A 12,976-nucleotide genomic window follows, 5' to 3' on the forward strand; every position below is an offset into this window, starting at 1 on the left:
GACCGATCCCGGATATAGCTTCTGCCGCGATCGTAACCGGAATCCGTTATGCGAAAACGAAGCCGAACGGTGGTGAGTCCGCTCGAACCGGACACTGCGTTCGATCAGAGCGTTCGATCGCCCTCGATCTGACACCGACGTTTCCCGGAAGCGGTTTCCCCGAAGTCCCGAGGCCGGAGGGAAAACGCCAACACCTCGCGGGGCGACCGTCGTGGTATGGACGAGACGGGAGGCGCCGCGGGCCGCGGTCGAGCCGCGCTCATCGAGGACGGAGTCGAGTTCGACGGTCGCGACGCCGCGCTCCTCCGAGCGGTCCACGAGGCGGGGTCGGTCGCGGGCGCGGCCGCCGAACTGGGGCGCTCCCGCGCCCGCGCCCTCTCGCGGATCGAGGCGTTGGAGGTCGCGTTCGGGACCCTCGTCGAGCGCCGGCGCGGCGGGTCTGGGGGTGGCGGGAGTCGGCTCTCGGGGGGCGGTCGCGACCTGCTCGACCGGTACGACCGGCTCCAAGCCGTGCTCGCCGCGACCGCGAACGTTCCCGAGACGGTGCTCGACGGGACGGTCGCGAGCGTCGACGGCGAGCTGGCCGACGTCGACACCGCGGTCGGCGCGGTGCGGGGCCTGCACGGCGGGATAGACGGCGCGGGGGACGACCGCGAGGGCGTGGCCGTCGGCGACGCGGTACAGGTGCGGATCGGCGCCGACGCGGTGACGATTCATAAAGGCGACATCGACGTGGACCCGGACGCGACGAGCGCCCGGAACCGCCTCCGCGGCGAGGTGGCCGGGATCGACGCGGGCGAGACGGTGTCGACGGTGCGGGTCGCGGTGGGAGCGGCGGAGTTTCGAGTGCTGATCACGGCCGAGAGCGCGGAGCGGTTGGACCTGGACGCGGGCGACGACGTGGCGCTCCGGTGGAAGGCGACCGCGACGCGACTGGTGAGAAACACGGCGACCGTCGACCGGGCGTGAGAGTTCGAAGCCGCCGACCGTGACGGGCCGCCGACCGCGACCGACCGCCGACCGCAACTACCGTCCCTGATCCGCCGCCGCGGCCACGCTCTCGCTCGAAGCGTCCGACTCGGAGTGATAGAACGCGTCGCCGGATTCCGGGTCGAAGCAGTGCAGTCGAGCCGGGTCGTACGCGATCGAGACCGTGTCGCCGGGGCGGATATCGGACCGCGGCTTCGCCTGGATCTTGCAGGGCGACTCCCCGATCGAGCAGTGTAACAACAGGCTGTCGCCGAGCGGCTCGGTCACGTCGACGGTCGCGGCGAGCGTCTCGCCGCTCGCGTCGGGCCGTTCGGTCGCCAGGTACAGGTCCTCCGGACGGACGCCGAGCACGGCCCGCCGTCCGTCGCGAATCGGCACGTCGCCGTCCCCGTTCGCGCCGTTTCGAAGGCCCCCGTCGGCGTTCGGAAGCGGGATCGCAAACGCGTCGTGGACGGCGGTCCCGTTCTCGATGTCGACGGGGAGCATGTTCATCGCCGGGTCGCCGATGAACTCCGCGACGAACCGGTTCGCCGGGAAGTCGTACAGTGTCTGCGGCTCGTCGACCTGCATGATCCGCCCGTCGTTCATCACGACGACGCGCTCGCCGAGCGTCATCGCCTCCGTCTGGTCGTGGGTCACGTACACGGTCGTCGTCCCGAGCGAGGTATGTAGCTGTGCGAGCTCCGCGCGCATCTGGATGCGGAGCTTCGCGTCGAGGTTCGAGAGCGGCTCGTCCATCAGGAACGCGTCGGGATCGCGAACGATGGCCCGCCCGAGGGCGACCCGCTGGCGTTCCCCGCCGGACATCGCCTGCGGCTTCCGGTCGAGCAGGTCGGCGATGTCGAGCGTCTCCGCGGCCTCCCCGACGCGCCGGTCGATCGCCTCGTCGGTGAAGTCGCCGCTCGATTTCATCCCGAAGGTGATGTTTCGCCGTCCGGTCATGTGCGGGTACAGCGCGTAGTTCTGGAACACCATCGCGACGTTCCGGTCCTTCGGTTCGACGGCGGTGACGTCCCGGCCGTCCATGACGATCTCGCCGCCCGTCGCGTCTTCGAGCCCGGCGAGCAGCCGGAGCGTCGTGCTCTTGCCGCAGCCGCTGGGGCCGACGATGACGAGGAACTCCCCGTCGACGATCTCGAGGTCGATCCCGTTGACTGCGACGACGTCGTCGAACTCCTTCCGGAGGTCGTGTAGTGTTACGGTTGTCATTGTCACTTCTGTTGGATACTGAACGTCTCTAACAGCGGCTTTCGGAACACGATCATCAGGAGCAGCGGGGGTAGAAGCGTCAGCGTGGAGCCGGCCATCACGAGCGACCACGAGAGCTGCCCGCCCTGCACGTCGCCCTGTAACAGCTGGAGGCCGACCTGCGCGACCTGGTTCGCCTCGGAGTCGATGATGATCAGCGGCCAGAGGTACTGGTTCCACGCGTAGACGAACATGATGATCGAGACGCCGACGAGGACTCCCTTCGACATCGGCAACAGCACGAACAGCATGAACTTCAGCGGGCCGACGCCGTCCAGCTTCGCTGTCTCGACGATAGATGTCGGGATCGACAGGAAGTGCTGACGGAGGATGAACACCGTCGTCGCGCTCGCGAGGTACGGGACCGTGATCGCGAGGATCGTGTTGCTCCACCCGAGGTCGTTCATCAGCTGGAACAGCGGGATGAACCGGACGGGAACCGGCAACAGCAGCGTGAACAGGATAAACAGGAACACGAGGTCCTTGTACGGAACTCGGTAGTAGACGATCGCCATCGCCGCGAACACGGAAATGGCGAGTTTCCCGACGACGATCACGACCGACATCGCCAACGAGTTCCACATGAAGCGGCCGAACCGGTAGTCCACGAGCACTTCGCGGTAGTTCTCGACGGCGTAGCTCCCGGGGAGGAGGTCGCCGACGCCGGTGATGACCCCCGTCTGTTTCGTGCTGACGGCCAGCGCGACGGCGATCGGAAACACGACCGCCACGACGAGGATCAGGAGCTGGAAGTGGGTCCCGAGGTCGTCCTCGTGGATCCGCCGCGCCTCGTGGTCGCCTCTCAGCGCGTCGACCCGCCGTTTCGCGTATTGGAGTACTTCGACCATCTTAGCCACCGTAATACGAGTATCTGTCCGTGATCCGGAACTGAACGAACATCAGCACGCCGACGACGACGAACAACACGACCGACTTCGCGGAGGCGACGCCGAAGTTGAAAAAGGAGAACCCCTCCTGGTACAGGTTGAATATCAGGATGTTCGTCGCGTTCGAGGGCCCGCCGCTCGTGAGGAGGTCGACGAACGCGAACGTGCCGAAGAAGGCGTAAATCGTGTTGATGACGACGAGGAAGAATATCGTCGGGGTCATGATCGGAACGTACACCGACACGAGCCGACGCAGCCCGCCGACTCCGTCCAGTTCGGCGGTCTCCGTGAGCGTGTCGGGCACGTTGTTCATCGCCGCGATCATGAAGATCACGTTGTAGCCGATCTGTTTCCAGATGGCCGCCAACGCCACGACGACGAACGCCTGCGACCCGTTGTTGAACCAGTCGACCTCGACGCCGAGCGACTCGATGGGCCCCGTCAGCACGCCGAGCGTCGGGTGAGTGATAAACAGGAACACGAGCGCGCCGACCGCGGGCGGGAGCGCGTACGGCCAGATCACGGAGATCAGGTAGAGCCCCTGACCGGTGTCGACCTCGTGGATGAGGAAGGTCAGGTACAGCGATACGACGACGACGCCGACGACGACGACGGCCGCGAAGACGACCGAGATGACGATGCTCCGGTGGTACCCCGAGCTGGTCACCAGCCCGACGTAGTTCTCGAGCCCGACGAACACCTCGGCCCGTCCGAAGCTCGAGTCGAAGAAGCTGGTCCGAAACGCCAGCGCCGTCGGGTAGTAGAGGAACACCACCGAGACGAGGAGCGTCGGCAGCAACAGCAGCGCCGACTCGATCCGGCTGTCGAATATTTCGCGTGTGGACATGCGTGTGGAATTACGTTGCGTGGGTTGGGTGGGCGTGAGTTCGAATCGGTTGGAACGGGCGTGCGTCGGTCGGCGTCGTCAGTTGTAGTAGCCGTCCAGCACGTCTTCGACCTCCGTTTTGAGCGCTTCAATCTCGGCGTCCATGTCGTCGGCGTTCAGGATGTCGACGGACTTGTCCTGTATCACCGTCTGGACGTTCCGCGCCGGGCCAAGGAGCGCGCGCTTCGTCGCCGGGTCGCTCGCGTCGCCGCTCTGGAGCTGATCGAGGGCGACGCCGTACATCGGGTTCTCTTCGAACCAACCCTCCTCGCGAAGCGAGTCGACCGACGGCTGCGTGATCGGGTAGTACCCCGATCCCTTGTGCCACTGCGTCTGGACCTCGGGTTCGGACATGTACTGCAAGAGCTGACCGATGTCCTCGTACCGCGACTCGGGGAGTCCGCCCGGCACGTAAAACGAGGCGCCGCCGATCACGGGGCCGACGCGCGTGTCGCTGATGCTCGGATACGGGGCGGCGCCGACCTCGAACCCTTCCGAGTCGGCGATGAGGCCGGCCACAGACGCGGTGCTCGTCAGGAGCATCGCCGACTCCTGTTCGGTGAAGAGCGACGTGGCCTCGCCCCACGCCTCGATCCCCGGATTCGTATAGAGGTCGTCTTCGGCCATCCCCTTCCACCACTCGAACATGTCGTAGGCCGCGTCGGGCGTTCGGAACTCCGAGGGCTCGCCGGCGTGACCGTTCTCGGCGTCCGTCATCAGTTCGCCCTCGAACCCGTACCACGTCTCGACGAACCACACGTGGTTCGGCCAGGTGATCCCGAACTGCGTCACGTCTTGGTCGACGAGCTGCTCCGACGCGCTCCGGACCTCGGCCAGCGTCTGCGGCGGGTCGTCGGGGTCGAGCCCGGCCTCTTCGAAGGCGTCCCGGTTGATGTACATGATCGCGTTGGAGTTGTTGAACGGGAGCGAGGCGAGCTCGCCGTCGACGGTGAAAAACTCGGCGACGTTGTCGAGGAAGACGCCCGAATCGAAGTCGTCGGGGAGGACCTCTTCCACGGGGCGGACTTGGTCCGTGTCGAGCACCTGCTGTGCGAACAGGCTGTCGACTTGGAGCATGTCCGAGACGTTCCCGGAGTCGAACGCGGACAGGGTGTTCGTCAGGACGTTCTCGTAGCTGTCCTGAAACTCCATGTTGACCGCTTGCCCCGCCTCTTCTTCGAAGTCGGACCCGATCTGGTCGAGCGTCTCCCCGTTCGTTCCGCCCATGGCGTGCCAGACGGTGAGTTCCTCGGCGATCGGAGAGAACTCCGTTTCGCCGCCGCTACCGCCTCCGAGACAACCCGCGAGACCGGTCGCCGCGGCGAGCGCGGCGCCGGTGGTCGCGAGGGTGTTCCGCCGTGAGATGCCGTTCGAACGCCCGCGAGTTGGTGGCATACACGCCGACCATTTCGAACGAAGTGTATAACCGCTGCTAATAGTTCTCTCGAGCGGTACGGTGCGCGCCATGTGTACCTATTCCAGTCAATAGGGCTACATACCGGCGCGTATCGCTCCGAAACCGACCGACGCTCACTCCGACAGCAGCGTCGAGTAGTCGGCAATGAGCCCGTCGACGCCGGCGTCGACGAGGCGCTCCGCCTGATACCACGTCTCGACCGTCCAGACGTTGACCGCGCGGCCGTCCGCCCGAGCGGCTTCGACGATATCGGTGCCGCCGAACCGCGAGTCGTCGAAGAAGGGCGTCCGGCGGATCATCTCCGCGGGCGGATGCACCGCCGCGGCGTCGTACCGCTCGGCGATCGCGAGCCCGTCCTCGACCGAGTCCCACAGGATCGGCGCGACCGGGTACGTCGACCGCTCGGCCGCGACCGCGACCGCCGCCTCGTAGAACGACGAGAGGAGGACCTCGTGATCGGTCGCGTCCAACGCCGCGAGAACGCGGTCGACGAAGGGGCCCCAGACCGATTTCCGCGCTTCGAGGTCGCCCTCGGAGAGCTTCTCCCCGAACCGGAGCGACCCGTCGCCCGGGTTCTTCAGCTCGACGTTGACGCCGACGTCCGTCGGGATCGCGTCGAGCATCTCGTCGAGCCGGGGCACCGTCTCCCCGCTTCCGAGCACCGCCGCGCTCGTGACCGTCTCCGTGTCAGTCTCCCACACGACGCCGTCGGCGTCAGTGACCCCCGGCTCGTCCCCGTCGCGTCCGGCGAGCTCGTCGTCGTGGAACACCACGACGTCGCCGTCGCCGGTGGCGACGACGTCGAACTCGACGAGATCGGCGCGGCCGCCGGGGCCGTCCTCGCGCGTGGCCGCCCGCGCGGCCGCCAGCGTGTTCTCGGGGTTCTCCCCGGCGAACCCCCGATGCGCGATACGCGTCGGATCGTCCGTCGGCGACGGGGGCGAGTCGCCGGTCGCCGTTCGGGCGCCACCGTCGGTCCCGCCGTCGGTCAGTCGACGAGAGCCGCCCGCGACGGCGAGTCCGCCGAACCCCGCCGCGCCCGCGGTCCCGATTAAGACGGTTCGACGGCGGTGAGAACCGGCGTCCGCGCGGGCGTCGCCCTCGGCGCTCGTCACGTCGGTCCCGGCGTCGACGGCCCCCTCGATCTCCCCGAAGCCGGACCGAGACGAGCCCTCACACGCCGGACACGCGAACCGATCGAAGCGAACCATGGGCCGATGACGGGATCGTAGTAATTAACGGCTGCTATGAGCGGTATTGAGCGATACGTAGCCGGCGAACGAGCGCTGTGCGGGCCCTCGGTGGGCCCTCACTTCCCCCAGAAGGGGTCGCGCTTCCGCTTGGTCTCCAAGTACGCCGCGAGCGCCTCGCGCTCGTCGGCGGTGATCTCTTCTTTTAACTCCTGTTCGAGGATCTTCGCGTGCTTCTCGGGGACCTCGGTCCAGAGCGTGTCGCCCTCCTCGATGCCGCGACCGACCGTCGGACCGTCGATGGCGATGCTCACGCGCTCGCCGGACCGCGCCTCGTCGACGTCGTCGCCCTGCTTCTGGATCCCCGAGAGCTGGCCGACGCGCTCGAACTCGTTGCCCTCGAACAGCCCGACGTTGCGGTTGTTCTGGACCGTCCCGGAGATGACCTCGACGCCGACGACCGCGGGGTCGTTCTGGCGGAAGGTGTGATCGGGGAGGATGCGGAAGCGCGCGGGGCGGACGACCTTGTCGAGCACCGTCTCCTGCTGGGCGCGCTGTTTCTCCTCGACGTACGTCTCGTACTCCTCGATCAGCTGGTAGATCACGTCGTCGGTGAACAGCTTCACGTCGGCGTTCTCCAGCTCGGTCTCCGCGTTGGCGAGCAGGTCGACGTTGAACCCGAGGATGGCCTTGTGCTCGTCCTGGTTCGCGGTCTCGGCCACGGCGATGTCGCGCGGCGCGATGTCGCCGACCTCCGCGCGCAGGATGGGCACCTCCGCCTCGCGGAGCGCGTTCGCCATCGCCTCGAGGGAGCCGAGCGTGTCGGCCTTGACGACGACGCCGTCCTCGGCGGTGTCGACCTCGATCTCCGCGAGCTCGGCTTTCACCTCCTCGACGACCTCCTCGACCGGACGGTCGCGGACGACCCGCACCGGCGCGCCCGCCATCGCCCGATCGAGGTCGGGCGCGGCGATCTTCACCCCGGCCGCGGCGCCGACCTCGCCCACCTTCTCGAACTGCTTTTCGGTCCGGATCTCCTCGAGCGGGCGCGGCTGGAGCAGCGCCCGGATCTCGGTGACGATCGGGTCCTCCTGCCCGCCGACGACGATCCGGTCGCCGTTGCGCACCACGCCGTCGTACACGACCGTGTCGATGGTGGCGCCGAAGCCGCGCTCGTCTTTCACTTCCAGGACCGTCCCCTCGCCCGCTCCGAAGACGTCGATCGCCATCTCCTCTTTCATGAAGCGCTGGGAGAGGCCCATCAGGACGGTGAGGAGGTCGGGGACGCCCTCCCCGGTGATCGCCGAGAGCGGAACGACGCCGATGTTCTTCTGGAAGTCCTGCACGCGCCAGTAGAGGTCGGCCGAGAAGCCGGCGTCGGAGAGCTGGCCGATGATCTCGTAGAGGTTCTCGTTGAGCATCGACTCGGCGCGCTCCGACTGCGCCTCGAGGCTCTTCTGGATCGGCTGGCCCTCTTGCGGGTTCCACCCCGGCGTCGTGTCCACCTTGTTGGCGGCGACGACGAAGGGGGTTCCCGTCCGGCGGAGGATGTCGATCGCCTCCTCGGTCTGCGGCTGGAAACCGTCGTTCACGTCGACGACGAGCACCGCGATGTCGGCGAGCGCGCCGCCGCGGGCGCGCAGCGTCGAGAAGGAGTGGTGGCCCGGCGTGTCGATGAACAGCAGGCCGGGCAGATCGAAGTCGGTCGGGTCGATGAGCTCGCCCGCCATCCCGGAGATGGTGTCGAGCGGGATGTCGGTCGCCCCGATGTGTTGGGTGATCGCGCCGGCCTCGCCCTCGCTGACGGCGGAGCCGCGGATCTTGTCGAGCAGGCTGGTCTTGCCGTGATCGACGTGGCCCAGCACGGCGACGATCGGCGTCCGAAGGGTGTCAGCGTTTGTGTGGTCGGTCATCAGTGATCGCCCCGAAAAGGTCGGTTACCTACCGTTCGGCCCGGACGTCAGTTAAGCCTTTCAAAACGCGTCCGTCCGGATCGCGGCGGGAGTCGCGGGAGGAACGGTCCGAGAACGGCCGCGTCCGTCGCCCGTCCGACGCCCCCGTGGAGTTTAAGACCGTTGGCCGGGACCGTGGGAACATGGTCGATATCCTCGCGGAGAACCTCTCCGGGAAGGCGGTGATGAGCGCGGACGGGACGGAACTCGGGGACCTGTACAACATCACGATGGACCTCAAGTCGGGGGAGCTCTCCGACCTGCTCGTGAGCCCCCACGAGCACCTCAGCCCGGAGCGCTCCGGCTTCGACGTCGACGAGATGGGCCGACTCAAGGTGCCGGTCGGGAACGTGCAGGCGGTGAAAGACTACATCGTCGTCGCCCGCTGATGGAAGTCCTCGACACCTCGGCGTTCATCCACGAGTACACCACCGACGACGACGTGGTCTCGGTGCCCGAAGTGCACGAAGAGCTCACCGGCGAGGGCGCGCTTCGCTTCGACGCGATGGAGGGGTCCGGCATGTCGATTCACGTCCCGGCCCCGGAGGTCCTCGACAACGTGCGGCGCGCGGCGCGCGGCTCCGGCGACGCCGCGGAGCTGTCCGACACCGACACCCGGCTGATCGCGACCGCGCTGGAACTGAGCGCGACGCTGGTCACCGACGACTACGCGATGCAGAACGTCGCCGAGCGGCTCGATCTCACCGTCGAACCGATCGCCAGAGACGGGATCACCGAGGAGCGCGAGTGGCGGTTCCAATGCGTCGGCTGCAACCGCACCTTCGACGAGAACAGGGAGCGGTGTCCGGTCTGCGGGAGCGACCTGACGCGGAAGAATCCGGCGTAGCGCGGGCGAACGGCTGTTATTGAGTCCCGTTGGCTAGTCCGCCGACTCCGGTTCCGCGTCGCGGTCGCCGGGCGAACTCGCGGACGCGTCCCCGGCGCCCCCGGCGGCGGGATCGTCTTCGGCCTCCGTCCGGCGTTGCGCGTCCCCGGGGAGCGCGGCCCCGAGCGCGTCGGCGTCGAGCGGGAGCCGGTCGCGGAGCCGCCTCGCGACCGCGTGCGCCTCGGCGATCTCGACCTCGGCGACCGCCCGGACGAGCGCGACCGCGCGCTCCGCCCGGGCCCGCCGCCACGACTCCTCGCGCGACTGGTACGTGCGAATGGCGCGGAGGAACTCCACCTCGGAGAACTCCGGCCAGTACGGCGCACAGAAGTAGACGGCCGCCTCGTTGCCGTTGGCGTGCCACGGCAGGAAGTTCGAGGTGCGCTCGTCGCCCCCGGTCCGCACGATGAGGTCGACGTCGCGGACCGGCCGGTCGTACAGCCGGTCCTCGACGGTCTCGACGTCGACGTCCGACGGGTCGAGGTCGCCGGCGTCGACGTCGCGCGCGATCGCCGTCGCCGCGTCGAGCAGTTCCGTCCGGCCGCCGTACGCCAGCGCGACGTTCAGCGTGAACCGGTCGTTGTCCGCGGTGCGGCGCTCCGCGTACGCCACCGCGTCGCGAACGCGCTCCGGGAGGCGGTCGACGTCGCCGATGGCGCGGACGCGGACCCCCTGCTCGTGAACGCGGTCGGCGTCGGCGAAGTCGCGGAGCTTGTCCTCCAACAGGTCGAAAAGCGGCACCAACTCGTCGTCCGGGCGCTCGAAGTTCTCGGTCGAGAAGGCGTACAGGGTCAGCTCCGCGACGCCCAGATCCGCGCACCAGTCGAGCACGCGCTCGGTGGTGGCGGCGCCGGCGCGGTGACCGTCGGGCGCGTCGTCGCCGCGCTCGCGGGCGTACCGCCGGTTCCCGTCCTGGATGATCGCGACGTGGGTCGGTACGTCCTCGATCTCCCGACGGAGGTGCCGGAGGTACGCGCGCTGGGTGAGGTCGCGGAGGCGGTCCAACATATGGGTCAACTGACTCGACCGAGCGGTATGTACTTTTATGCTCTGAGGGGACGAGTCGCCGCCGATGGACGCCGCCTACGTCTTCCGCGTGGAGTTCCGCCTCGACCCCGAGGACGCCGCCGTCGACCCGGAGCGGTTCGAGACGGCGATGGAGCTCCCCGCGAACGAACCCGACACCGACGGCTGGCTCTTCTTCCGCGACCGCCTCTGGCGCGGCGAGATCGGGGACGGGGCGCCGTTCCGGCGGCTCGCGAGCGAGCGGCTCGGCGCCGAGGTCGTCGCCGCCGACTTCCGCGAGCTCCGGACCGACCGGGAGTATCTCGACGCGCTGCGGTCGGCGATCGCCGCCGATCTCGACCGGTTCAACGCCGAGTCGGTCGACGAGGTGGTACGGAAGTACCTCGGGTCGTCGATCCACGTCCGGGCGGAGTGAGAGCGGCCGCGACTCGCCCCGGACCGGACGCCCGTCCCCACAACGCACTTATCGATCGACCGCCTACGGGCTGCCCCATGGCCGTCGCCGACTACGACTTCCACCTGTTCGACCTCGACGGGACGCTCGTCGACGCGGAGTGGTCGTACACCCGGGGCGTCTTCGACCGCGTCGGCGACCGGCTCGGCCGCCCCTTCTCCGACCGGGAGGCGTACGTCCTCTGGCACGGGCTCGGGGGCGCCCGCGGCGGCACCCTCCGCGAGCTCGGGGTCGACCCCGACGCGTTCTGGCCGGCGTTCCACGCCGAGGAGGACCCGCTGGCCCGCGCGGAGGCGACGTACCTCCACGACGACGCCGCTCGGCTGCTCGACCGCGTCGGCGACGCCGGCGGGCCGACCGGGCTCGTCACCCACTGCCAGCGGTTCCTCGCCGAGCCCGTGCTCGACCGGCTCGACCTCGGCGACCGGTTCGACGCCGTCGTCTGCTGTACCGACGAGACGGGCTGGAAGCCCGACCCGGACCCCATCGAGCTGGCGATGGCGGAGCTCGGCGTCGACCCCCGGGCCGACCGCGGCTACTACGCCGGCGACGGCGAGAGCGACGTGAGCGCCGCGTGGAACGCGGGCCTCGACGCGGTCCACGTCGAACGCGTGGGCCACGAGGACCGCGGGCGGTGCGTCCTCGGCGACCGCCGCGTCAGCCGCCTCGACGAACTGGTCGAACCGACGTGAGGGCACGCGGTCGCGGTCGACCGAAATCGGCCGAAACCGATCGGTCGCGAGCGCTACGAGCCCGCGGCCCCTCGGATCCGCTCTTTGCCGCACTTCGCACAGCACTCCACGACCTCGTCGGGGTTGACCACGACCGCCCGTCGCTCGTACCGGTGTCGACAGACCAAGCGTTCGATCGTCGCGTGCATATCGAAACGGCCCGCGACCGCGAGCAAAGAATGTTCCGTAGACACGCGTTTATACACATAATATACATCGATCGGTTTGTTATCCTCTCATAAACTGTCTGTGCGGCGGGAAATGGGGACAGATCAACGTTGATTGTGCATTTACGAACCGATCGAGCGTTCCGTCGCCTCCGTCGTCCGTCGCCTCCGTCGTCCGTCGCCTCCGTCGTCCGTCGCCTCCGCCGCCCGGGACCGAAACCGTCGTGAGGCGTCGGGCGGAACCGGACGTATGACGAAGTGGCTCCACAGCGGCCGCCGCCGCGACCTGTGCGCGCTGCTGTACGACGCCGGCGAGCTGCGGGCCCAGCCGCTGAAGAGCCGGCTCGAATCGCACTACGACGAGCGGATCGATCCGGGGTCGTTCTACGCCACGCTGCGGTCGCTCGTGGAGTCGGGGTTCCTCGACCGCCGCACCGAGGGGATCGCCGACGTGTACGCGCTCACCGACGCCGGCGAGCGCGCCCTCCTCGACCACTACGCGTGGCTCTCGGAACGGATCGACGGCGGACCGTCCGACCGCCCCCCGGCAGCCGGCGACGACGGCCCGAACCTCAAGGATTAACAAGATCGACGCGTTCGGTTAATATATGACGGTCGTCAGCGTCTCGATGCCGGAGGAGCTGTTAGAGCGGATCGACGGATTCGCCGACGAACACGGCTACACCGGGCGGAGCGAGGTCGTCCGCGAGGCGTCTCGGAACCTCCTCGGCGAGTTCGAGGACGCGAAGCTGGAGGAGCGGGACCTGATGGCGGTGGTCACCGTGCTCTTCGACTACGAGACAACGAGCGTCGAGGAGCGGATGATGCGGCTCCGCCACGAACACGAGGGACTCGTCGCCTCCAACTTCCACAGCCACGTCGGCTCGCGGTACTGCATGGAGCTGTTCGTGCTCGAAGGGCGGTTGGAGGAGATATCGGCGTTCGTCGGGAAGATCCGCGCCACGAAGGACACGCTCACGGTCGACTACAGCGTGACGCCGGTCGACGAGTTCGGCGCCGACAGCGACCTCGCGGGGGCGAACGGGGACGGGGAGGGGGACCACGGGGGCCACGGGGACCACGCGGGCGGCCACGGAGACCACACGGGCGGCCACGACGACTGAGGGGAGTGTCGCCGGCGC

The 12,976-nt window shown here is 68.2% G+C and carries 15 protein-coding genes; 7 read left to right on the top strand and 8 right to left on the bottom strand.

The annotated features are described in order from the left end of the window. Positions 1-216 precede the first annotated feature (216 nt). Positions 217-969 (top strand): TOBE domain-containing protein, encoded by a 753-nt coding sequence (locus tag C469_RS11160; protein WP_008006665.1) that lies wholly within the window; start codon positions 217-219, stop codon positions 967-969. Positions 970-1,026: 57 nt separating this feature from the next. Here C469_RS11160 and C469_RS11165 read toward each other — a convergent pair whose 3' ends face one another. The 6 genes from C469_RS11165 to infB form a co-directional block, all read right to left on the bottom strand. Continuing rightward, positions 1,027-2,199, bottom strand: a complete 1,173-nt coding sequence (locus tag C469_RS11165) for an ABC transporter ATP-binding protein (RefSeq protein ID WP_008006668.1) — start codon at positions 2,197-2,199, stop codon at positions 1,027-1,029. A 2-nt stretch (positions 2,200-2,201) separates the two neighbouring features. Continuing rightward, a complete protein-coding gene (locus C469_RS11170) occupies positions 2,202-3,086 on the bottom strand; it encodes a carbohydrate ABC transporter permease (protein ID WP_008006669.1) in 885 nt (294 codons plus the stop codon). Between the two features lies 1 nt (position 3,087). Further along, the gene (locus C469_RS11175) at positions 3,088-3,972 is read right to left on the bottom strand and encodes a carbohydrate ABC transporter permease (RefSeq protein WP_008006671.1); all 885 of its coding nucleotides are present in this window, start codon (positions 3,970-3,972) and stop codon (positions 3,088-3,090) included. A 78-nt stretch (positions 3,973-4,050) separates the two neighbouring features. Then, the gene (locus C469_RS11180; RefSeq protein ID WP_049911352.1) at positions 4,051-5,238 is read right to left on the bottom strand and encodes an ABC transporter substrate-binding protein; all 1,188 of its coding nucleotides are present in this window, start codon (positions 5,236-5,238) and stop codon (positions 4,051-4,053) included. Positions 5,239-5,541: 303 nt separating this feature from the next. Further along, a complete protein-coding gene (locus C469_RS16400; protein ID WP_008006674.1) occupies positions 5,542-6,639 on the bottom strand; it encodes a glycerophosphodiester phosphodiesterase in 1,098 nt (365 codons plus the stop codon). 98 nt (positions 6,640-6,737) lie between these two features. Continuing rightward, positions 6,738-8,531, bottom strand: a complete 1,794-nt coding sequence (gene infB, locus C469_RS11190; protein ID WP_008006676.1) for a translation initiation factor IF-2 — start codon at positions 8,529-8,531, stop codon at positions 6,738-6,740. 182 nt (positions 8,532-8,713) lie between these two features. On the opposite strand from infB, the gene C469_RS11195 reads away from it, so the two are divergent. Further along, complete coding sequence (locus tag C469_RS11195) at positions 8,714-8,959, top strand: PRC-barrel domain-containing protein (protein WP_008006677.1); 246 nt, start codon at positions 8,714-8,716, stop codon at positions 8,957-8,959. Beyond that, the gene (locus tag C469_RS11200) at positions 8,959-9,417 is read left to right on the top strand and encodes an NOB1 family endonuclease (RefSeq protein ID WP_008006679.1); all 459 of its coding nucleotides are present in this window, start codon (positions 8,959-8,961) and stop codon (positions 9,415-9,417) included. The genes C469_RS11195 and C469_RS11200 overlap by 1 nt, the downstream gene beginning before the upstream one ends. A 33-nt stretch (positions 9,418-9,450) precedes the next feature. Here the strand turns inward: C469_RS11200 and uppS are convergent, their stop codons facing one another. Further along, on the bottom strand, positions 9,451-10,464 hold the full coding sequence (gene uppS, locus C469_RS11205) for a polyprenyl diphosphate synthase (RefSeq protein ID WP_008006680.1): 1,014 nt from the start codon (positions 10,462-10,464) through the stop codon (positions 9,451-9,453). A gap of 64 nt (positions 10,465-10,528) precedes the next feature. On the opposite strand from uppS, the gene lwrS reads away from it, so the two are divergent. Then, positions 10,529-10,897, top strand: coding sequence for an LWR-salt protein (lwrS, locus tag C469_RS11210; protein WP_008006681.1), 369 nt, complete (start codon positions 10,529-10,531; stop codon positions 10,895-10,897). A gap of 77 nt (positions 10,898-10,974) precedes the next feature. Then, the gene (locus tag C469_RS11215; RefSeq protein WP_008006682.1) at positions 10,975-11,628 is read left to right on the top strand and encodes an HAD family hydrolase; all 654 of its coding nucleotides are present in this window, start codon (positions 10,975-10,977) and stop codon (positions 11,626-11,628) included. A gap of 53 nt (positions 11,629-11,681) precedes the next feature. Here C469_RS11215 and C469_RS17630 read toward each other — a convergent pair whose 3' ends face one another. Continuing rightward, on the bottom strand, positions 11,682-11,816 hold the full coding sequence (locus C469_RS17630; RefSeq protein WP_261797448.1) for a hypothetical protein: 135 nt from the start codon (positions 11,814-11,816) through the stop codon (positions 11,682-11,684). Between the two features lie 268 nt (positions 11,817-12,084). Here C469_RS17630 and C469_RS11220 point away from each other — a divergent pair, with 268 nt between their 5' ends. Together C469_RS11220 and C469_RS11225 are read left to right on the top strand one after the other, a co-directional pair. Next, positions 12,085-12,417, top strand: a complete 333-nt coding sequence (locus C469_RS11220) for a PadR family transcriptional regulator (RefSeq protein ID WP_008006684.1) — start codon at positions 12,085-12,087, stop codon at positions 12,415-12,417. Positions 12,418-12,442: 25 nt separating this feature from the next. After that, entirely contained in the window at positions 12,443-12,958 is a 516-nt protein-coding gene (locus C469_RS11225) for a CopG family ribbon-helix-helix protein (RefSeq protein WP_008006685.1), read from the top strand. The last annotated feature ends 18 nt before the right edge of the window (positions 12,959-12,976 follow it).

Origin of the sequence: Halorubrum lipolyticum DSM 21995, from assembly GCF_000337375.1 — an archaeon.
Lineage (GTDB): Archaea > Halobacteriota > Halobacteria > Halobacteriales > Haloferacaceae > Halorubrum > Halorubrum lipolyticum.

Bases quoted from the DNA above. Each gene is read 5' to 3' on its own strand.
- C469_RS11165 (WP_008006668.1), bottom strand. From the start codon at position 2,199: ATGACAACCGTAACACTACACGACCTCCGGAAGGAGTTCGACGACGTC.
- C469_RS11180 (WP_049911352.1), bottom strand. From the start codon at position 5,238: ATGGGCGGAACGAACGGGGAGACGCTCGACCAGATCGGGTCCGACTTC.
- C469_RS11160 (WP_008006665.1), top strand. From the start codon at position 217: ATGGACGAGACGGGAGGCGCCGCGGGCCGCGGTCGAGCCGCGCTCATC.
- infB (WP_008006676.1), bottom strand. From the start codon at position 8,531: ATGACCGACCACACAAACGCTGACACCCTTCGGACGCCGATCGTCGCC.
- C469_RS11170 (WP_008006669.1), bottom strand. From the start codon at position 3,086: ATGGTCGAAGTACTCCAATACGCGAAACGGCGGGTCGACGCGCTGAGA.
- C469_RS11175 (WP_008006671.1), bottom strand. From the start codon at position 3,972: ATGTCCACACGCGAAATATTCGACAGCCGGATCGAGTCGGCGCTGCTG.
- C469_RS17630 (WP_261797448.1), bottom strand. From the start codon at position 11,816: ATGCACGCGACGATCGAACGCTTGGTCTGTCGACACCGGTACGAGCGA.
- C469_RS11215 (WP_008006682.1), top strand. From the start codon at position 10,975: ATGGCCGTCGCCGACTACGACTTCCACCTGTTCGACCTCGACGGGACG.
- C469_RS11220 (WP_008006684.1), top strand. From the start codon at position 12,085: ATGACGAAGTGGCTCCACAGCGGCCGCCGCCGCGACCTGTGCGCGCTG.
- C469_RS11225 (WP_008006685.1), top strand. From the start codon at position 12,443: ATGACGGTCGTCAGCGTCTCGATGCCGGAGGAGCTGTTAGAGCGGATC.
- C469_RS11200 (WP_008006679.1), top strand. From the start codon at position 8,959: ATGGAAGTCCTCGACACCTCGGCGTTCATCCACGAGTACACCACCGAC.
- C469_RS11195 (WP_008006677.1), top strand. From the start codon at position 8,714: ATGGTCGATATCCTCGCGGAGAACCTCTCCGGGAAGGCGGTGATGAGC.
- uppS (WP_008006680.1), bottom strand. From the start codon at position 10,464: ATGTTGGACCGCCTCCGCGACCTCACCCAGCGCGCGTACCTCCGGCAC.
- C469_RS16400 (WP_008006674.1), bottom strand. From the start codon at position 6,639: ATGGTTCGCTTCGATCGGTTCGCGTGTCCGGCGTGTGAGGGCTCGTCT.
- lwrS (WP_008006681.1), top strand. From the start codon at position 10,529: ATGGACGCCGCCTACGTCTTCCGCGTGGAGTTCCGCCTCGACCCCGAG.